Source organism: Streptococcus ovuberis (assembly GCF_012396585.1).
GTDB classification, from domain to species: domain Bacteria; phylum Bacillota; class Bacilli; order Lactobacillales; family Streptococcaceae; genus Streptococcus; species Streptococcus ovuberis.
In genome coordinates, this window is the sequence record NZ_JAAXPR010000008.1 from 33,605 (window position 1) to 52,136 (window position 18,532).

General features: G+C 44.7%; 18 protein-coding genes. 3 read left to right on the forward strand and 15 right to left on the reverse strand.

The genetic code is table 11. The features are described from left to right. Positions 1-241: 241 nt before the first annotated feature. The 13 genes from ileS to HF992_RS11985 form a co-directional block, all read right to left on the reverse strand. Positions 242-3,004: an isoleucine--tRNA ligase gene (gene ileS, locus HF992_RS05710; RefSeq protein WP_168549098.1), complete on the reverse strand. Its 2,763-nt coding sequence runs from the start codon at positions 3,002-3,004 to the stop codon at positions 242-244. Between the two features lie 468 nt (positions 3,005-3,472). Then, entirely contained in the window at positions 3,473-4,228 is a 756-nt protein-coding gene (locus HF992_RS05715) for a DivIVA domain-containing protein (protein ID WP_168549099.1), read from the reverse strand. Then, positions 4,228-5,019, reverse strand: a complete 792-nt coding sequence (locus HF992_RS05720) for a YlmH/Sll1252 family protein (protein WP_168549100.1) — start codon at positions 5,017-5,019, stop codon at positions 4,228-4,230. The genes HF992_RS05715 and HF992_RS05720 overlap by 1 nt, the downstream gene beginning before the upstream one ends. A 3-nt stretch (positions 5,020-5,022) precedes the next feature. Further along, the gene (locus HF992_RS05725) at positions 5,023-5,310 is read right to left on the reverse strand and encodes a YggT family protein (protein ID WP_168549101.1); all 288 of its coding nucleotides are present in this window, start codon (positions 5,308-5,310) and stop codon (positions 5,023-5,025) included. 8 nt (positions 5,311-5,318) lie between these two features. After that, positions 5,319-5,867, reverse strand: coding sequence for a cell division protein SepF (locus tag HF992_RS05730; protein WP_168549102.1), 549 nt, complete (start codon positions 5,865-5,867; stop codon positions 5,319-5,321). 15 nt (positions 5,868-5,882) lie between these two features. Then, positions 5,883-6,554: a YggS family pyridoxal phosphate-dependent enzyme gene (locus HF992_RS05735; protein ID WP_168549103.1), complete on the reverse strand. Its 672-nt coding sequence runs from the start codon at positions 6,552-6,554 to the stop codon at positions 5,883-5,885. A gap of 1 nt (position 6,555) precedes the next feature. Next, positions 6,556-7,821, reverse strand: coding sequence for a cell division protein FtsZ (gene ftsZ, locus HF992_RS05740; protein ID WP_168549104.1), 1,266 nt, complete (start codon positions 7,819-7,821; stop codon positions 6,556-6,558). A 23-nt stretch (positions 7,822-7,844) separates the two neighbouring features. Further along, positions 7,845-9,209, reverse strand: coding sequence for a cell division protein FtsA (ftsA, locus tag HF992_RS05745; protein WP_168549105.1), 1,365 nt, complete (start codon positions 9,207-9,209; stop codon positions 7,845-7,847). A gap of 282 nt (positions 9,210-9,491) precedes the next feature. After that, positions 9,492-10,628 (reverse strand): cell division protein FtsQ/DivIB, encoded by a 1,137-nt coding sequence (locus HF992_RS05750; protein WP_168549106.1) that lies wholly within the window; start codon positions 10,626-10,628, stop codon positions 9,492-9,494. Further along, complete coding sequence (locus HF992_RS05755) at positions 10,621-11,715, reverse strand: UDP-N-acetylglucosamine--N-acetylmuramyl-(pentapeptide) pyrophosphoryl-undecaprenol N-acetylglucosamine transferase (RefSeq protein ID WP_168549107.1); 1,095 nt, start codon at positions 11,713-11,715, stop codon at positions 10,621-10,623. The genes HF992_RS05750 and HF992_RS05755 overlap by 8 nt, the downstream gene beginning before the upstream one ends. A 12-nt stretch (positions 11,716-11,727) precedes the next feature. Then, positions 11,728-13,089 (reverse strand): UDP-N-acetylmuramoyl-L-alanine--D-glutamate ligase, encoded by a 1,362-nt coding sequence (murD, locus tag HF992_RS05760; protein WP_168549108.1) that lies wholly within the window; start codon positions 13,087-13,089, stop codon positions 11,728-11,730. A 409-nt stretch (positions 13,090-13,498) separates the two neighbouring features. Continuing rightward, on the reverse strand, positions 13,499-14,041 hold the full coding sequence (gene hpf, locus HF992_RS05765) for a ribosome hibernation-promoting factor, HPF/YfiA family (RefSeq protein WP_168549109.1): 543 nt from the start codon (positions 14,039-14,041) through the stop codon (positions 13,499-13,501). A gap of 254 nt (positions 14,042-14,295) precedes the next feature. Next, positions 14,296-14,718, reverse strand: coding sequence for a ComF family protein (locus HF992_RS11985; protein WP_246201247.1), 423 nt, complete (start codon positions 14,716-14,718; stop codon positions 14,296-14,298). A gap of 27 nt (positions 14,719-14,745) precedes the next feature. Here HF992_RS11985 and HF992_RS12190 point away from each other — a divergent pair, with 27 nt between their 5' ends. Further along, entirely contained in the window at positions 14,746-14,880 is a 135-nt protein-coding gene (locus tag HF992_RS12190; RefSeq protein WP_281346969.1) for a hypothetical protein, read from the forward strand. Positions 14,881-14,960: 80 nt separating this feature from the next. Here the strand turns inward: HF992_RS12190 and HF992_RS05775 are convergent, their stop codons facing one another. Beyond that, the gene (locus tag HF992_RS05775; protein WP_168549111.1) at positions 14,961-16,265 is read right to left on the reverse strand and encodes an ATP-dependent helicase ComFA; all 1,305 of its coding nucleotides are present in this window, start codon (positions 16,263-16,265) and stop codon (positions 14,961-14,963) included. A 56-nt stretch (positions 16,266-16,321) separates the two neighbouring features. Here HF992_RS05775 and HF992_RS05780 point away from each other — a divergent pair, with 56 nt between their 5' ends. Both HF992_RS05780 and cysK read left to right on the forward strand, forming a co-directional pair. Continuing rightward, a complete protein-coding gene (locus tag HF992_RS05780; protein ID WP_168549112.1) occupies positions 16,322-16,951 on the forward strand; it encodes a YigZ family protein in 630 nt (209 codons plus the stop codon). Between the two features lie 91 nt (positions 16,952-17,042). Continuing rightward, entirely contained in the window at positions 17,043-17,966 is a 924-nt protein-coding gene (cysK, locus tag HF992_RS05785) for a cysteine synthase A (protein WP_168549113.1), read from the forward strand. Positions 17,967-18,021: 55 nt separating this feature from the next. Here cysK and HF992_RS05790 read toward each other — a convergent pair whose 3' ends face one another. Beyond that, complete coding sequence (locus tag HF992_RS05790; RefSeq protein ID WP_168549145.1) at positions 18,022-18,531, reverse strand: glycoside hydrolase family 2 TIM barrel-domain containing protein; 510 nt, start codon at positions 18,529-18,531, stop codon at positions 18,022-18,024. Position 18,532 lies beyond the last annotated feature (1 nt).

An 18,532-nucleotide genomic window follows, 5' to 3' on the forward strand; every position in this document is an offset into this window, starting at 1 on the left:
CATCACCCATTCCTGACTCCAAAGCGCGTCAGCTCCTTAGGCTATCCATTACGACATCTCCTCGCTGTGGCCAAACCTATCGCATAAAGGATAGGCTGTCAAGCTAATCACTATACCTCTAAGAACCCCATCTAACGCCCATTTTCTCATTTGTAGCATGCTCTAGACGATTGGGAATCCAATCGGCCTGATTCATGCTAAAAACCAAAGAAGGCCAGACCTTCTTTGGCTAACATACCTATTATCCTTCAAATCCTTCTGCGACGGCTTCTGGAAATTCAGCTTCGATGATAGCGGCACAGTGGTCACAGATGGTAACCCCATAGGCACGCTCTTTAGTCGTTTCGTCAATGCGGCGGCAACGCTGACAGACATCACCTGCAGCACGCTCGACACTAAAGTTACTCTCAGCAGCTTCTACAAGGGTTAGCTGGGAGACGATGAGAAGCTGGGCTAGATCACAGTTGAAGGCTTCCAGCGCTGCTTTTTCACTGGCTGTCACCTGAGCCGTCAGGTGGGCTTCTAGCGATTTACCGATGATTTTCTCATTGCGGGCTTCTTCCAAGGCTTTCTGGGCTCTGGTGCGGAAGTCCATAAAGTCGGTCCACGCTGCCAAAATAGCGGCGCTATTATCATATTCAACCGCCTCTGGCAAGTCGGTCAACTGAACAAAGTCTGCTGTCTCATGCTCCAAGTAAGACCAGATTTCCTCTGCGGTGTGCGGTAAAATTGGGGTCAACAGCTGGGTCAGCTTCACCAAGATATCGTAGAAAACAGTCTGCATCTGGCGACGCGCTGTGCTATGTTCAGCCTCGATATAGACCACGTCTTTGGCAAAATCAAGATAGAAAGCGGACAATTCAACCGTGATGAAGTTGACCACGCTCTTATAGATGGTCATAAAATCATAGCTGTCATAGGCCGCACGGATAGTTGCCACAAGCGCATTAAAGGCTACGGTCATGTACTGGTCAACGCTACGAAGGTCGTCAAAGGCGACTGTATCTGTCGCAGGGTTGAAATCGCTGGTATTAGCCAGTAGGAAACGCAGGGTATTGCGGATTTTACGGTAGGTTTCAGAAACCTGCCCCAAAATGTCCATAGAGACCCGCACATCGTTTGAGGTATCAACCGAAGTCACCCAGAGGCGGAGAATCTCAGCCCCATATTGCTTAGCGACATCGTTTGGCGAGATGATATTGCCCTTGGACTTGGACATTTTCTCGCCCTTGCCATCAAGGACAAATCCTTGAGAGAGAATACTCTTGTACGGCGCATGCCCATTAACAGCGACAGAAGTGATCAGAGACGAGTTGAACCAACCACGGTACTGGTCAGAGCCTTCAAGATAGAGATCCGCTGGATAAGCAAGATTGTCACGGGCATTCATCACCCCATTCCAAGAGCTACCAGAGTCAAACCAGACGTCCATGATGTCGGTTTCCTTGGTAAATTCCCCATTCGGTGAGCCTGGGTGGCTAAAGCCTGCTGGCAGGAGGTCTTTGGCGTCACGCTTCCACCAGATAATCGAACCTTCTTTTTCAAAGAGGTCTGCCACATGGTCAGTGACTTCCTTGCTCAGGATTGGCGTGCCATCTTCGGCGTAGAAAATCGGCAGCGGTACACCCCAAGCCCGTTGACGGGAAATCACCCAATCCCCACGGTCACGGATCATGTTGTAAAGGCGGGTTTTACCCCAACTTGGGTTGAAGGTCGTTTTCTCGATATTATCCAGGATGTCCTGACGGAATTTAGACACAGAAGCAAACCACTGCGGTACTGCGCGCCAGATAATCGGCTTCTTGGTCCGCCAGTCAAATGGGTAAGAGTGGTTGATGACTTCCTTGGCAAGAAGCAAGTCACCCAACTTCTCCACAACCGTCGGCACGACCTTGTCATAAAATTGCCCTTCAAAATCAGGACCCGCCAGCTCATTCATCAGTCCACGCTCGTCAACTGTCACATAGACCTCAAGACCGTACTTAACACCAACATTGTAGTCATCCTCACCAAAGCTCGGTGCGGTATGGACGACACCTGTACCAGACTCAGTCGTCACATGGTCGCCCAAAATCACCAGCTCATCCACTTGGGCATCCCACGGGTGTTCGGTCACGATATACTCCAGCTCTGCTCCCTTATGCTGTTGGATAATAGCAAAGCTGTCCCAGCCAAACTTGTCTGCCAATTTGTCAACCAAGGCTTCAGCAAGGAGGTACTTTTTAGAAGAAGCCGCTGGCTGTACCACCACATAGTCCATGTCAGGTCCGACCGTCAAGCCACGAGAGGCTGTGATGGTAAATGGGGTCGTTGTCCAGACCACGATGTAAGTATCCGTATCCAGCACGCCTTTGCCGTCCTTGACCTTATTGGCATAGTAAAGCGAGGTCGAGTCAATGTCGTGGTATTCAATCTCTGCCTCTGCTAGAGCAGATTCAGATGACCATGACCAGTAGACAGGCTTAGCACCGCGGTAGATATAGCCCTTGTCTGCCATAGCTCCAAAGACACGGATTTGTGCCGCTTCAAAGTCTGGTGTCAAGGTCACATAAGGATTGTCCCAGTCTGCAGATACGCCCAGACGCTTAAAGTCATCTCGTTGCTTGTCCACCTGCGACAGGGCATAGTCACGACACATTTCGAGATAGGTAGCAAGGTCCAACTCCTTGCGTTTAACGCCTTGTTTGGACAAGACCTGCTCAATCGGCAGACCATGCGTGTCCCAACCTGGAACATACGGAGCAGAAAAACCTGACATGGACTTACTGCGAACGATGATGTCCTTGGAAATCTTATTGAGGGCATGGCCAACGTGGATATTCCCGTTAGCATAGGGAGGACCATCATGGAGATGGAAGGCAGGTTTTCCTGCATTTAACGCCTGACGGCGTTGGTAGAGCTTGGCTTCTTCCCAAGCTTTTTGCCATTCAGGCTCTTTTGTCGGCAACCCAGCCCGCATCGGAAAGGCTGTTTGACCGAGGTTAAGGGTTTCTTTTAATTTCATAATGTTCTCACTTTCTGTTACTTTACACGATTGTCGATGTTCCCTAAAGGGCAATCTGACTAGGAGATAGTTTGGTTGTGGTCAGCTATATCAGTAGTTTAGCCTTGGTAGGCAAGCCTCTCAAGACTTCTTAACTCTCAAATGAAGTCTGAAATTTAGTATTCTCAGAAACAGACTTCCAAACTAGTTTACTTACCATCTCGGACCACTTTAGACACTATCAAAAAGAAAAAAAGCCTTCATCACAAAGGACGAAAGCTCGTGGTACCACCTTTTTTCAGACAAGTCAAAAAGACCTGTCCCTTGTATGGCTAGTAAGGTTAGCCAAACCTTCTGACCTAATTTGGTTATTTTACCAGTTCAGCCAGAAACCTGCAAAAGGATAAATTCACAAACAGGGACCTCAGGGCTTCCACCATCCCCTGCTCGCTCTGCGTATGCTTGAAAACTTGTGTTTTTGCTTTATTTTTAATATAAGTCAACCGCTTCAGCTGCTGCTTGGTTAACAGCATCCGTAATCTCTTGGCGGTTTAAATTCTGGGTTGCCTGATAGGCTTCCAGTTCTTGGTTTGCTTCCTCTGCACGACGAGCAATTTCAGCCAAATCTTCAGGGCTTAGCTGACGTGTCATATCCAGAGAGTCTTCTTCATAAACATGGACTTCTTCTTCCAGAGCTGACGAAACCACTTCTCGGAAAGCCTCATCACTTGTCTGCAAATAAGTCGCTGTCGGACGCAGGATTTCTTCCCATTCGGAAGAATCCACAATCGCTAACTGACTTTCAATCGTAGACTTAAGTCGCTGATGGAAAATGCGGGCCTTATTCTTCAACTCCTCTGTCTCAACCGCAACTCGCTTAGCATTATCAGTTGCCTGTCTCAACATCTCATTGGCTTTAGCCTTTGCTGTTTCCAATAAGAATTGTGCATCGTGCTCCGCTTGCTTAATAATATTTTGGCTCTCACTTGCAGAAGTCGCCTTCAATTTTTCAGCTGTATCCTGAGCTAGGATGACTGACTGACTGAGAGATTCTTTCATCTCATCAAAATAAGCCAAACGTTCCGTCAGCATTTTGATTTTGGTTTCATTTTCCTGATTTTGACGGAGAATTTCTTCGTAATCGCGCGTCACAATATCCAAGAATTCATCAACCTCTTGAATACTATAACCACGAAATTTTCCGTTAAAACTTTTATCCTTAATATCTAATGGGGTAAGTACCATTATTTTCCTCCTATTTTTGTTAGGGTCAATTTATATTTGCCATGTTTAGTCTGTCCAGTTTGATCCTCCAGACGAAAGCGGCCATAGCCGCGACAACTCACCAAATCACCAACGGTTAATTGATGGGCTGGCGCTGTTATGGGTTGATAATTTACCTTGACCTTACCATGTTCAACTAGATTAACAGCTATGGGCCTGGTTAATTGATAAGCTACAGCAATGATCTTGTCCAAGCGCATACTGCTGGATAAGATCTGGAAGGTCTGGCTAGTTTCTTCTGGAACAATAAGATGCTCTAAGGAGCTTAATTTCCAAGTGACAGGCACGCGAGAAATTTTTGTGACATGTTGCATCAAAAAATCTGCCATCTTTTGATCCACTATAACCTGAGTGCGATCTACAGTTAGTAGAATATCCCCCAGCAGACCACGCTTTATTCCCAGCTGATTCACTAAATTTCCTAAAATCTGAGAATGGCTCAACTGGTTAAACTTACGGGCATACGTCAACTCTAAAAGTGCCAGTTCAAAATCAGCTAGATCCAAGACATAATAATCTGGCGCCAAAATCAAACGAACTGATTCTGTCTTATAGTGTTCACCACTAGAGAAGACCTGCAAACCAGCTCTCTTTGCTAAAGACGTAACGATGAAGGCTTCTCTAGGATTGAGAAAGGCGGTCACTTCAATACTGTAATGAGAGACGATTCGCTCAATTTTATCCAACATTTGCTCCACAAAAACTTTCTCTTCTGGATGAAAATGCTGAAATACTGGTGATTTTTCTATCATATTTTAGACAAATAATGTGAGGAGAAGCCCAAGAAATTTTAAGCCAAAATATTCAATTGCCTGTAAAGACAAGATAGCTGCCATTACAGAAAAATCTACCATTCCGATGTGTAAGTTGAGTCTTCTAAAGACGGTCACATAAGGATCAGCCAAGCGGATAATAAACTGCCCTAGCTTGGTCTGGTAAGCGCCTGGAAACCAGGACAGCAAGGCATACGCCACCAGAATAAAACTATAGACATACAGAACTTTTGTAAAAACTTGAGCAATAAATAAAATCAAATGTACCATTTACTTCCTTATCGGCGCTTCATGTCAAAATCATAACTAGCATCTTGAGCCTCACCCCGTAATCCCATGTCTTCTATATTAACCACCACGTTGACCGGTGTTAATAAAAACATGGTAGAGGAGATTTTTTTCAGGTTCCCATTTAGGACAAAACGCGCACCATCCAAATAGTCAATGCAACGACGTGCTTGGGAATCTGTCATGTGCTGAAAATCAATTAAAACACTAACATCTTGCAACAGCAAGTTAACAATTTCACGCGCTTCCTCATATTTTCTTGGGAATTTAATATCAATAACAGTCGTCTCAGCACTAGCAGAGTGACTTCGCGCATAAGTAACAGTTTCCCTTGAAGTTGAAGGGACTGAATTTCGCGTATTAGGCATACTTGGTCTTCTTTCTTCTTGGAAATGCGTTGAACGCTTGGGGTCAGAAACAGGAACTGGCTGCGGTTCTTCCTCATCATAGCTTGGAAGGTCTTCCATCTCTTCCTCAACAATATCTTCTGTGTCAAAGTAAGCCATAATGCTGTTGATTTTATCTTGTAAAAATGACATGGTCCTCTTCCTTATTTATTCGAAAAATGCAGTACCGATACGCACAAAGGTCGCACCAGCTTCAATCGCCAGAGGGTAATCCTGACTCATTCCCATGCTCAGCTCTGTCATAGGCATATTGGACCAGGCTTCTTGCTGGATTGTTTGCCTTAGGGCTTCTGTTTTTGAAAAAATGGATGCAATCAACGTTTCATCAGCACCTAAAGGAGCCATGGTCATAAGACCTACCAAGTTCAGCTGACTCAACTGAGCCAATTGGGGCAAAGCTTCTCTTAATTCAGTCTCTGAGAATCCATGCTTACTTTCCTCGCCTGAAATATTGACCTGAATAAAGCAGTTAATCGGATGGTCAGCCCGCTTATTTATCTCTTGAGCTAATTTTAGAGAATCAAGGCCATGAAAATAATCAACAAAATTGATTACATCTTTAACCTTTCTCCTTTGAAGGCTGCCAATAAAATGCCATGTAATCGGCAAATCCTTAAGTGCTTCACGTTTAGCCAAAAAGGGTTCTACGCGGTTTTCGCCTAGATGCCTAGCACCAGCTTCTACCAGCTTTCTAGTAATAGAGCTGTCAACATATTTTGTGACAGCTATTACCTTCACTTCTTGCTCAGTTCTTCCTGATTTCTGGCAGGCATTTGAAACTTTCTCAAAAACTTGAACAGTATTCTCTTTTAGTGACATACTAGCGGTTACGGAAGAACGGCGGTGTGTCCAGCTCTTCGTCGTCTGCAAAGTCGTCTGTTGGCGCAAACTTCTCTACGGAAACACCAGAAGGGTCACTTTGTGGGCGAACGATATTGTTCCGGCGCAAATCCCAATCACCAAAGCTTGCTCCCTTAGGGACTTCCGGACGAGTGGTTGATCCAGCTAGAGGTGTCGATCCCGTCGGTGCAAAACGTTCTACCATATCAAAATTACGGTCATAAGCATTAGGTGCTGGACGGCTAGCTGAAGCCTCACTTTGTCCAAAGCCAGTTACAGCAGTTGCACGATCCTGACGGACACCTGTTGCCACAACAGTGACACGAATTTCATCCTTCATGCTCTCATCGATCGATGTTCCCAGCCAGATGTTGACACCCTTACCTGCTGCTTGATGAACAATTTCAGACGCCTCTTCCGCCTCAATCAAGCTCATATCAAGGCCACCTGTGACGTTCACAATAACATCTTCTGCGCCATCAATGGTAGTCTCAAGTAATGGTGAGTAAATCGCCTTACGGGCTGCTTCTTGGACACGCTCATCACCAGTACCGATACCAATCCCCATCAGAGCATTGCCCTTGTTTTCCATTACTGTCTTCACGTCTGCAAAGTCAAGATTGATCAGACCTGGATTTGTAATCAAATCTGAAATCCCTTGAACACCTTGGCGAAGAACATTGTCAGCTTCACTCAAGGCTTGAAGAAGAGGGGTCTTTTTATCAACAATTTCCAAGAGGTTATTGTTTGAAATAATCAAAAGGGTATCAACATTGTTACGTAGCTCGTTAATCCCTTCAATCGCAAAGTTCCCACGTTTGCCCCCTTCAAAGCCGAACGGACGTGTCACAACCGCAACTGTAAGAGCTCCCAATTCTTTGGCAATTCGTGCAATAACTGGAGCAGCACCTGTTCCAGAGCCACCGCCCATACCTGCTGTGATGAAGACCATATCAGAACCTGAGAGGGCTTCTCTAATTACTTCTTCACTTTCTTCTGCTGCCTTACGACCAACTTCAGGCTGACCTCCAGCACCGAGACCACGTGTCAACTTAGGACCCAACTGAATAACCGTCTCTGCTTTTGAAGTGCTGAGAGCCTGTACATCCGTATTTGCTGCAATAAATTCAACGCCAGCAACTCCCTCAGTAATCATGCGGTTGATCGCATTACCGCCACCGCCTCCAACACCAATAACTTTGATGACAGCACCTTGGGCATAGGCTGCTTCAAATGAAAATGTCATAACTGTTCACCTTTTCTTTAATCTTATTCAAACATACTACCAAAGAGACCACGAACACGATCTCCTAATTTAGAGCGATTGCCACCGTCAGCTGGAACACCGTAATTTGGAACATCATTGGCAATAAGCGATTCGTCTGCCTCAGTTGTAGTTGTATAGGTTGGTAACGGTTGTGTTTGTTTGCCGTAATTTGGGATATCAATTGGCTTAGACCGTAGCAACTCCTCACCATTAACTGCCGCTTGAGCAATCTGCTCAATTTCATCCATTTGACCGGCGTACTCTACCAGACTGATGACATGTGCAAAGGCTGGATTACGGATACCGATTTGGTTTGGTACATAAAGTTTAACTGGCCGATTAAACACATCTTGAGCCAACTCTACGATTCCTGGCAAGGTAGCACCACCACCAATAAGCACCAAGCCACCTGGCAAATCTAAATGACGTGTTCTGTCCAAATCCTGCTTCACACGATCAAAGATATGTTGCAGACGGGCCGCGATAATCTCAGACAGATAGGCTTCTGTGATTTCTTTTGGAGTACTCTCACCAATCACCTCAACTTGGAAGGTTTCCTTATTGCTGGCCAATGCCGGATAAGCAACTCCATAGGTAAATTTCAGGTTTTCTGCAATTGATTGGGACGTTGTCAAAACTTTCGAAATGTCTTTGGTCACATAGTCGCCACCTTCTTGGTAGACATTTGTGAACTGAAGTTTTTGACCACCGACACAGGCAACTGTCGTCTGACCACCACCCAAATCAATGATGCTCGCTCCGAACTCACGTTCTCCTTCATTCAGGACAGACTGACTGATCGCCAAGGGACTAATAACAATGTTCTCGACTGAAAGCCCTGCCTGGGCCACTGTCTTTCTGAGGTTATGAAGAATCGTTTTTGGCCCAGTGTAGAGCAACCCTCTCACTTCAAGACGAATCCCCATCATTCCACGCGGATCCTTAATTCCCGCAAAGGAGTCCACAATAAACTCCTCAGGGACAAATGCAACGATCTCGCGCTCAGGTGTCATGTTTTTTGTCAAAGACGATTTAATGACATTTTCTACATCTTTATCTGTGATTTCCTGTGAATTACTAGTCACTGGAATCATCCCTTGAGTCGGCTCAAACTGCAAAAGGTTGGCTGGCAGACCAACGCTTACCTTATCAATGGCAATCCCTGCTTTTTCTTCCGCTTCTTTGATTGCCTTACGAATCGCGTCCGCTGCAACTTCAATATTGATAATGATACCATCTTTCACACCGGAACTCTTGGCATTGCTTACACCGATGATATTCATTTCTCCATTAACAAACTCTGCTACCAAAACCTTGATAGAGCTTGACCCAATATCTAAACCTGTGAAGAAGCCACCTCTAACCATTCCATCAATCCTCTCTGCCCTAGGCCTTTGCCTAGGTTTTTAACTCTGTTTTTCAATTTTTTGGGTAATATTCATTCAGAATACAACTATCCAAATTTTATTATACCACAAATGCTTGAAAAAACTAATGTTTTTATTTTTTTCAACTGATTTTTTTGAGTTGATCTCTAGCTTGTTTTGCCAGCCTTTTTACGAAAAATCCTGTAAAATCTTCTCCAGGTAGTAAAAAGCAATCTCGATCCTCTCGACATTGCTTTTTGGCATATTTTTAAGCTAAAACATTTATTTGGCATAGGTATAAATACCGGCTTCCATATCAATATAACTAAGGACCGTTAATTTTTGGCTAATCGCTTCATAAAAAGCTAGTTTTTTTCCTAGCTCAGACAAAGGAACGAGTACCGTATGCCCTTCTGTCATCGTTAAAGACAAGAGATCGTTGGTCGCTTGCGTCGGAGACAATTCAACCGCTTGAATGTGCTGAGCAACTTCCAACATATTCTCTTCAGCTAAATTCACCACAAACTGCCTAACGAGCTCCAAGTCTGTCATCCTAAAAAGAAGGTAAGCTGTCGGCAACGTTTCTTCAGTGACAGCCGTATCAATGGTTTCCCCACTCGATAGTACAGGATAGTAATTAGCGCCATCCTTGACATAACCTACGATATATTTCTCTTTGACAGCAATTTTAAAGGTTGTTGGAAACTGGTAAGTCAATTGCGCCTTATCCACCCAAACAAGTTGATCCTCAATTGTTTCTTCGATTGTCTGTTTATCAAGAAGCACTCCTGCTGTGTAGTCTGATTCTGCTATATTAGTGGCTAACAGGACCTGTTCCTTAGTCGTGTTGGTCAATCCTGACACCTCAAACTGTTTGAGTTTTGATAGTGGAGAGACTAGGTACAGGCAACCGACTAGCATAAGGAACAGGAAGATTCCAAAGAGAACTGTCTTATAGATAAAGGCTTTCTTTTTTTTATTTTTAGGTCTGGTCAACTTCTTGGACTTTATAGGACTAGGAACTGACTCAAGCTCTTCTGTTTGCAATAGCTCTGGAGAACTTAAATCGCTATCTTCCTCCGCCGCTTCTCGAGGATTTTCCTCCAATTCCAAAGGCAAGTCTGACTCTGTGAGTTCTTGGTCAAGTCTCTCTTCAGACACCGAATCAAGCTCTTCCTTTTCTACGACTTCTGAAGCATTCTCCCTTGTTGAAGATAGTCCTTTGGAAGTATCCTTACTTGCCTCAAGCTGCGCTGATTTTTTTTCTGATTGTGCTTTTTGGGCTTGTTCTTTTTCGCGTGCCCGTTTTTCTAAATAGGCCTGATTTTTGACCCGCCATTCAGCTAAATCAATGGTCTCCTCCACAGAAGCTGTGGGTGTTTCTTGGTCAACTTCTTGTGGGTGCTCTTTTTCAGACATGTTTTCCTTCTCTCTTTGTATGTTTGGCGATATCCGCCATCAAAAGGGCATAAAAACTTTCCAGGGATTGTAAATCCTGAGACTGAGCCATTCTTGCCCGATAGTCCTCTCCTTGTGATAAGAGGAGGTCAATTTTCTCTTTTAAACGCTCAAAAGTCAAATCGTCTTCACTCAGGCTTGGAGCATATCCCTTAGACTCAAAGTAAGCTGCATTCTCTAGTTGATCACCACGACTGGCTTTCTTGCCAAGTGGAACAATCACATGGCGTTTTTGAAGAGCAAGCAACTCAAAAATAGTATTAGCTCCACCTCTTGTGATGACAACATCTGCCAATTGCAATAAGGCTTGGTACAGATCCGTGACATAATCCACACGATAAAAGCCCGGGGACAGTTCATTCAAGTCCGGATTCCCGGTCAAGTTAATCACATTATACGAGGCTAGGAGGAGGTCACGATGCTCTGTCACGAAATCATTAAAGATTTTGGCACCCGCAGATCCTCCAACAAATAACACAGTTGGCAAAGCGGGATCCATCTGCTCTGCGACTGCTGTCAGGGCACTTGGCAGGGCTTGTAGTGCAGTTTCTGCCTGAATTTTTGTCACCGCACCAACATGTTTTGTTTTATCGGCCTTGGTCGTCTGTTCAAAGGTCGTATACATGGTAGTCGCAAAACGGTAAGCAATTTTATTGGCCAACCCCATGGATAAATCCGATTCATGAATGAAAACAGGGACTCCTGACCACTTAGCTGCTATAACTGGTGGCACAGACACAAAGCCCCCTTTGGAGAAAAGAGCTTGTGGTCGGATTTTAAGCATGAGGAAAAAGGACTGCAACGTCCCCCAGGCCACTTTAAAGACATCCTTTAGATTCTGCCAGCTAAAATAGCGTCGCAATTTCCCCGTCGAAATCCCGTGAAAGGTAACTGGGAGGCTTAATGCTTCGATTTGACGGTACTCAATCCCCGTTTTATCTCCGATGTAATGAACTTCCCATCCGTCTTCGATCAATTTCGGAATGAGTAGAAGGTTCAAGGTGACATGGCCTACCGTCCCACCACCGGTCAATACAATCTTTTTCATGTTCTTACTTTCTTACTGATTTTCAGCCTTTAACTCCTCATAAGCCGCCAGGAAACTGTCCCCCCGTACTTCAAAATTAGCATACATATCCCAACTAGCATTGGCTGGACTGAGGAGGACAACATCTCCTGGACTTGCTAGTTCAAAGGCCTTCTTGGCTGCGTCCGCAACATCTTGGGCTAAGCTATAAGGCACCCCCGCAGCCTGTGCTGCTCTAACCATACGCGGCGTAGATTCTCCTACTATTACCATCTGTTTCAAGCCACGCAAATCTGGAACAAGATCATCAAACTCATTGCCTCGGTCCAAACCACCAGCAATCAGAAGAACTTTTTGAGGATCAAACCCTGACAAAGCTTTTTGGGTCGCTAGACTATTGGTTGATTTGCTATCATTGTAAAAAGCAACGTGATTAATCTCACCGACATATTGAAGGCGATGCTTGACCCCACCAAAATGACTAAGAGTCTCTGCAATAGCCTGATTAGAAATCCCCAAGGTCTTCGCAACAGCAATCGTCGCTAGGGCATTTTCTACATTATGTAACCCAGGGACACCTAAACTGTCCGCTGGCATAATCGGCTCGTCCTTGAAATAGAGCACACCTTCCTGTAAATAGGCGCCTTCCACCTTTTCTTGACTAGAAAAAGAGATAAGTCTAGCTTTGGTCTTTTGTGCCAAGTTTCGTGCCAATTCCTGAGTCATGTTTAGAATCAAAGTATCCTGAGCTGTCATCTGGTCTTGAATATGCCACTTTGCCGCAACATAGGCTTCAAAATCACCATGGTAGTCTAAATGGCTAGGCATCAAATTAGTAACGACTGCTATTTTAGGTCTAAACTGGTCGACCCCCATCAGCTGAAAGCTTGATAACTCCATCACCAAGACATCCTCAGCCGTCGCTTCCTGAGCGACACTAGAAGCCGGAAAACCAATATTACCGCACAGTAGAGCTGTCTGCCCACCAGCATTTAAAACGTCTGCAATCATGGTCGTCGTCGTCGTTTTGCCGTTCGACCCTGTGATGCCCACAATCGGCGCCTCTGAAACTAGATAGGCCAATTCAACCTCAGTCAAGACAGGGATTCCCTTGTCAAGCGCTTTGGCCACCATAGGATTAGTGTATGGAATTCCTGGGTTTTTCACAACACAAGCAAATTCCTCTTCCAAAAGTTCCAAAGGATGGCCACCACAGATCACCTTGATTCCCCCTTCTAAAAGGGTTTGGGCTGAACGGTTTTCTTCGAACGGCTTCCCATCGTTCACCGTCACGATAGCACCCAGCCTTGTCAAAAGGCGAGCCGCTGATTCTCCTGATTTGGCCAAGCCAAGAACGAGGACTTTTTGATTTTTAAAGGTTGTGATTTCTTTCATATTTTCTCAATTTCTCTTGGTATTTTCTACTATTTTACCGTGAAAGAGAAATATTTTCAAGGAAAGACGAAGCAAAGTGAGAGAACGACCATGACAAGCCCGTTAACCACCAATCACAAAGATAAGGAAAACCATACCTCCAGACCCAAAACCGTTACGCCTTTTCTCTTCCCTGAAGTCAATTTAGGCTGATTGCCAATCATCACCATCCCCTCAAAAAATATTCAACCAACAGTGGAACAAAAGCCCACTGCACCAGCCTATTTAACTAGTCCATTAATACTATAACCAACCGATTCTCAAAAAAAATGACAAACAGGTTATGCTATCAGATCAAGTCTCCACCGCTAAAAACTAAAACTCCCCTATGGTTACAAGCAACCATAGGGGGCTTTCTATACTCATTCATTTAGACCTTAGCTTCTAGGAGACCGATATCCCCATCCTCACGCTTATAGATGACATGAGTGCTGGTGGTTTCAACATCCGTATAAATAAAGAAGTCATGGCCTACCAATTCCATTTGAAGGATCGCTTCATCCAAAGTCATCGGTTTCAAGTCAATCTGTTTGGTGCGGACAACCTGTGAATCTGCTGATGCTTCCTCAACCAGAGCGTCCGTAAAGAGCTGGCTAGTAGAAACCTTCTCACGATGCCGTTTCTCAATCTTTGTTTTGTTCTTGCGGATCTGACGCTCGATTTTGTCAACAACTAGATCAATAGAGCCGTACATATCCTGAGATACATCTTCTGCTCTAAGAGTTACATTGCCAAGTGGAATAGTAACCTCCACTTTAGCTGTCTTTTCCCGATAGACTTTTAGGTTAACCTTTGCGGTTAAGTCAATATCTTCTGAAAAATATTTTTCAATCTTGCTGACCTTGAGTTCAACATAATCACGAATTGCTTCGGTGACCTCAATGTTCTCGCCACGGATGTTGTACTTAATCATATAGGTTCCTCTTTTCTAAGCGTTTCCGCCTTTCTTTATAAGTTTATTATACCGCTTTCATGATTTTTTTGCAACGATTTTCCTTCTCTAGGTAATTCCTTGGCAGCTGGTATTCTCACTTGTTTTACTTCATCAGGATTAGCCTTTCAAGGGCGTCTAAAATAGGAATAGTCCTAATTCTCAAAGACCGGTTCGGTGTCTCTTTTATCATTTTTAGCAATAAAACATTTTTCCGGTCGACAACTGAGTCCCCCTTATCTTGCTAAAGAGAAGGTCGTTACTTGCTCGATTCCTGTTTGGGTCAAAATTTCCCTTAATAACTGTAGAGTCGCTCCTGTTGTGTAAATGTCATCAATCAGTAAAACCGGTTTATCTAAAGGAAGGCTTTTAACCATTGTGAAGACTTGTTTGGTCGCCAAGCGTTGCTCCCGTGTCTTACTAGATTGCTTGTCAGTATGCTTTTTTTCAAAAATATCTTCATACCTTAACTGGGCCGCCTCCAGAAGAGCTGTAACCTGATTAAACCCCCTGTCTTGATAAGAAGGTTGACTTAAGGGAACGGGCAAAAACCGATGAGTCTTTTGATACGGCTTCAAAGCATTTCTAAGATCAGCCGCAAAAACATCTTTTAGGACATAATCACCTCCAAATTTGAATCGACTAAAAAAGTCCTTCATGGCCTCATTATAAACATAGAGGCTGATATGCTGAACCGTCTTTCCTTGCTCTTTCCAATAATGGCAATCGTGACAAATCTCATTAGTTGGGCCTGGTTTGCAACAGTGCGGGCAATGCGTTTGGCCTATCAGGAGAAAACTTTCTCGACAGGTTTGGCATAAACCATCCTTCCTCGGGGATAAGCCTAGGATTTCTCCAAAAGACCAATTTTGCTTAAAAACTTGCTGACAAAGCAAACACATCATCCTAGACCACTCTCCTTATTCATCAATTGAATCTCTGCAATGGCCTTTTCGATTGCCCGATTGGTGCCGTCCTGGTAGAAGTGGAGCAAGCCTGTCGGCCTCTCCAAACTGCGTCCCACGCGCCCACCAATCTGGACCAGACTAGACTTGCTATACAAGCGGTGGTTGGCCTCCACCACAAAAACATCCACACAGGGAAAGGTCACTCCCCGCTCCAAGATGGTTGTCGACACCAAAATCGTTACCTCACGCTCACGAAAGGCCGTCACCACCTCCAAACGTTCAGCAGTCTGACTGGATACAAAGCCGACTTGCTCCGCTGGAAAATAGGATTCTAAACAGTTCGCTAAAGCTTGTCCCATGGTAATCTCTGGTGCAAAAATCAGGAGAGGAAATCCTGTCTGACGCTGCTCTCTAATATCTTTCAAGAGTTTTTGGGGCAATGTCTTTTGAGCGATCGCCTTCTGAAAACCTGAAAGCCATACTTTTCTGGGGACAACTAGAGGATTTTCATGAAAGCGTCTTGGAAGACGTAACAGAATCAATTCTCCTTTTTGCACCTGCCTGTCTAGTTCTTCGGTTGAGGTGGCTGTAAGCACTAACTTGCACCCTTTTAAGGTCAGAGACTGGTTGACTGCATGATATAACATAGGATTATCCACAAAAGGAAAGGCATCCACCTCATCAATAATTAACAGATCAAAGGCTTGGTAAAACTTCAAAAGCTGATGGGTCGTAGCAATGACCAAGGGTGTCCTAAAATAGGGGTCTCCCTCTCCATGCAAGAGAGCAATCGGGCAGGAAAAATCTTGACTCAATCGGCGATAAAGCTCAATGCAAACATCAATCCGGGGTGTCGCAATGCAGACGGCCTGTCCTTTAGCTAACGTTTCAGCAACCACTTGATAAATCATCTCGGTCTTTCCAGCCCCTGTCACTGCATGAACGAGAGCGCTTTGTCCGCCAGCCACAGCTTCTAATAAGCCTTTTGAAATCCTCTCCTGCCAAGCCGTCAGTTGGCCTTTCCAAAGCAGGTAATCCTTAGGTTCAAAGGGAGTCTGCGGGATGTGGTAAAGAGTTTGATCACTTCTCACTCTTCCCAGCAGCAAGCACTCTCGACAATAAGTTGCTCCGATTGGCAATAAACACTTGACTGTGTCCATTTCTGAGCCACATCGGCCACAAAACTGGCGTCCTTTTTCCTCTCTGACAGCTGGCAAAGTTTCTGCATAAGCGGCAAAACTTTCTGGCAACTGTCCTTCTACAAAAAGGCGCCCACGGTAATCATCTAAATTCTCCATACTCTTTCATTCGTTCTTTTTTTGAAAAAAGGAGCATTTCTTGGTACAATGACCTTATGGAATACAAGACTATCACACAGGACGGCTCCGTCGAAGAAGAAATCAAAAAATCCCGCTTTATCTGCCACCTCAAACGGGTGGAGACAGAAGAAGAAGCCCGTGCTTTTATCCAGCACATCAAAAAAGAGCACTACAAGGCCAACCACAACTGCTCTGCTTTTATCTTAGGAGAGAACAGCCAAGTCAAGCGCAGCAGTGATGATGGCGAACCTTCAGGGACAGCAGGAGTTCCTATGCTCGGTGTTTTAGAGGCGCTTGAAGTCACCAACGTTGTCGCCGTTGTCACCCGCTATTTTGGTGGCATCAAACTGGGAGCCGGTGGGCTGATCAGAGCTTACGCGGGCAGTGTATCCAAGGCTGTTCAAGAGATCGGTCGTGTCCAAATCAAAGAGCAACAGGGGATTCGGTTAGTCTTAAGTTACCCCCAATACCAAGACTTTACCAATTTTCTAAAGCAGAACCAACTCTATGAAATTGATCCTCAATTTACCACTCAAGTAACGACCGAAATCTTTGTAGACAAGGAAGCAACGCAAAACACCATTGATCAATTGACCGAATTCTTTCAGGGCAAAGCTCAACTAGAGATTTCCGATATCCGAGAAATTGAGGTTCCTCTGATTTAAAAAAGCTATCCCCACGATAGCTTTTTTATATTTTACAAAGTCTGCTAGACTTCTTATACTGGAGATACTAGGTATTCAGAAAGGAAAGCTTATGACACTTTATCAAAATATCACCGAACTTGTCGGAAAAACACCCATTGTTAAACTCAACCGCATCGTTCCTGAAGGTGCAGCTGATGTTTACGTCAAGTTAGAAGCCTTTAACCCCGGTTCTTCTGTCAAAGACCGCATCGCCCTCAACATGATCAAAGACGCTGAAGAGCGCGGCGTCCTAAAGCCTGGAGACACCATCGTTGAGCCAACGTCCGGTAACACTGGTATCGGTCTTGCTTGGGTAGGTGCTGCTCTCGGTTACAAGGTCATTATCGTCATGCCAGACACCATGTCTATCGAACGTCGCAAAATCATCCAAGCCTACGGCGCTGAACTCATCTTGACGCCAGGTGCAGAAGGAATGAAAGGCGCCATTGCCAAGGCACAAGCAATCGCCGAAGAAAGACAAGGTTTCGTGCCTCAGCAATTTATCAACCAAGCCAACCCTGCCGTTCACGAAGCCACCACTGGACCAGAAATCCTGGAAGCCTTTGGACCAAAGGGACTGGATGCCTTTGTCTCAGGTGTCGGAACTGGTGGAACCATTTCTGGAGTATCCCATGTCCTCAAAGAAGCTAATCCTGACGTGCAAATCTATGCTGTCGAAGCAGACGAATCAGCTGTCCTATCTGGTGAAAAGCCTGGACCTCACAAGATTCAAGGCATCTCTGCAGGCTTCATTCCGGATACCCTTGACACCCAAGCCTATGACGGCATTGTCCGCGTCAGCTCTGACAACGCCATCGCTACAGGTCGAGCTATCGGTGGCCAAGAAGGGTTCCTGCTAGGCATTTCAGGTTCTGCTGCTGTTTATGCAGCCATTGAAGTCGCTAAAAAATTAGGTGCCGGCAAAAAAGTCTTAGCCATCGCACCAGACAACGGCGAACGTTACCTCTCAACCGTCCTCTACGATTTTGAGTAAGTCCTCCTACTAGAGCAAAGTCCCCCACACTTTGAAATGGTGTGAGGGGATGTTTTTATTTTTCAAGCCATCTTTTTTGAATCTCAAAAGCGACAGACTTAGGACGCCTATCCCTCGTAAAGATGCCTTTTAGGTTGCCATCTATGCGACGAATATTATTTCCCGTTGCAAAGTCTGCAAAATTCCATAAATGCTCTCCAATAATGTATTCATATCGATCCAAGACAGCAAAATGTTCTTGATAAAATTGTACTTGAAATTCTTCTGAATAGGGATTTTTGTATAAGGAGTGCATTCCAGAAACCGTGTCAACCCCAAATTCAGAAAACATTATAGGTTTATCTGGGTATTTTTCATGCCAACGCTCAATTTCAGCACATAATTTCGGAATGGCTGCATCTAAATAACCGTGGTCAATGTACCACCCATAATAGCGATTTAAACAGATAATATCGCACATTTCTGTAATCTTATCTAATTCTGGGGTAGCGTTGACGATGTTAGGAACTACTATCGGCCGTTTTTCAAAGTCTAGTTTTCTTTGATTATCATATGAGCCAATTATT

Bases quoted from the DNA above. Each gene is read 5' to 3' on its own strand.
- HF992_RS05720 (WP_168549100.1), bottom strand. From the start codon at position 5,019: ATGATAGAAAAATCACCAGTATTTCAGCATTTTCATCCAGAAGAGAAA.
- ftsA (WP_168549105.1), bottom strand. From the start codon at position 9,209: ATGGTTAGAGGTGGCTTCTTCACAGGTTTAGATATTGGGTCAAGCTCT.
- HF992_RS05755 (WP_168549107.1), bottom strand. From the start codon at position 11,715: ATGAAAAAGATTGTATTGACCGGTGGTGGGACGGTAGGCCATGTCACC.
- HF992_RS05735 (WP_168549103.1), bottom strand. From the start codon at position 6,554: ATGTCACTAAAAGAGAATACTGTTCAAGTTTTTGAGAAAGTTTCAAAT.
- murD (WP_168549108.1), bottom strand. From the start codon at position 13,089: ATGAAAGAAATCACAACCTTTAAAAATCAAAAAGTCCTCGTTCTTGGC.
- ftsZ (WP_168549104.1), bottom strand. From the start codon at position 7,821: ATGACATTTTCATTTGAAGCAGCCTATGCCCAAGGTGCTGTCATCAAA.
- HF992_RS05750 (WP_168549106.1), bottom strand. From the start codon at position 10,628: ATGTCTGAAAAAGAGCACCCACAAGAAGTTGACCAAGAAACACCCACA.
- HF992_RS05730 (WP_168549102.1), bottom strand. From the start codon at position 5,867: ATGTCATTTTTACAAGATAAAATCAACAGCATTATGGCTTACTTTGAC.
- cysK (WP_168549113.1), top strand. From the start codon at position 17,043: ATGACACTTTATCAAAATATCACCGAACTTGTCGGAAAAACACCCATT.
- ileS (WP_168549098.1), bottom strand. From the start codon at position 3,004: ATGAAATTAAAAGAAACCCTTAACCTCGGTCAAACAGCCTTTCCGATG.
- HF992_RS12190 (WP_281346969.1), top strand. From the start codon at position 14,746: ATGCTGAACCGTCTTTCCTTGCTCTTTCCAATAATGGCAATCGTGACA.
- hpf (WP_168549109.1), bottom strand. From the start codon at position 14,041: ATGATTAAGTACAACATCCGTGGCGAGAACATTGAGGTCACCGAAGCA.
- HF992_RS05775 (WP_168549111.1), bottom strand. From the start codon at position 16,265: ATGGAGAATTTAGATGATTACCGTGGGCGCCTTTTTGTAGAAGGACAG.
- HF992_RS05780 (WP_168549112.1), top strand. From the start codon at position 16,322: ATGGAATACAAGACTATCACACAGGACGGCTCCGTCGAAGAAGAAATC.
- HF992_RS05715 (WP_168549099.1), bottom strand. From the start codon at position 4,228: ATGGTACTTACCCCATTAGATATTAAGGATAAAAGTTTTAACGGAAAA.
- HF992_RS11985 (WP_246201247.1), bottom strand. From the start codon at position 14,718: ATGAAGGACTTTTTTAGTCGATTCAAATTTGGAGGTGATTATGTCCTA.
- HF992_RS05725 (WP_168549101.1), bottom strand. From the start codon at position 5,310: ATGGTACATTTGATTTTATTTATTGCTCAAGTTTTTACAAAAGTTCTG.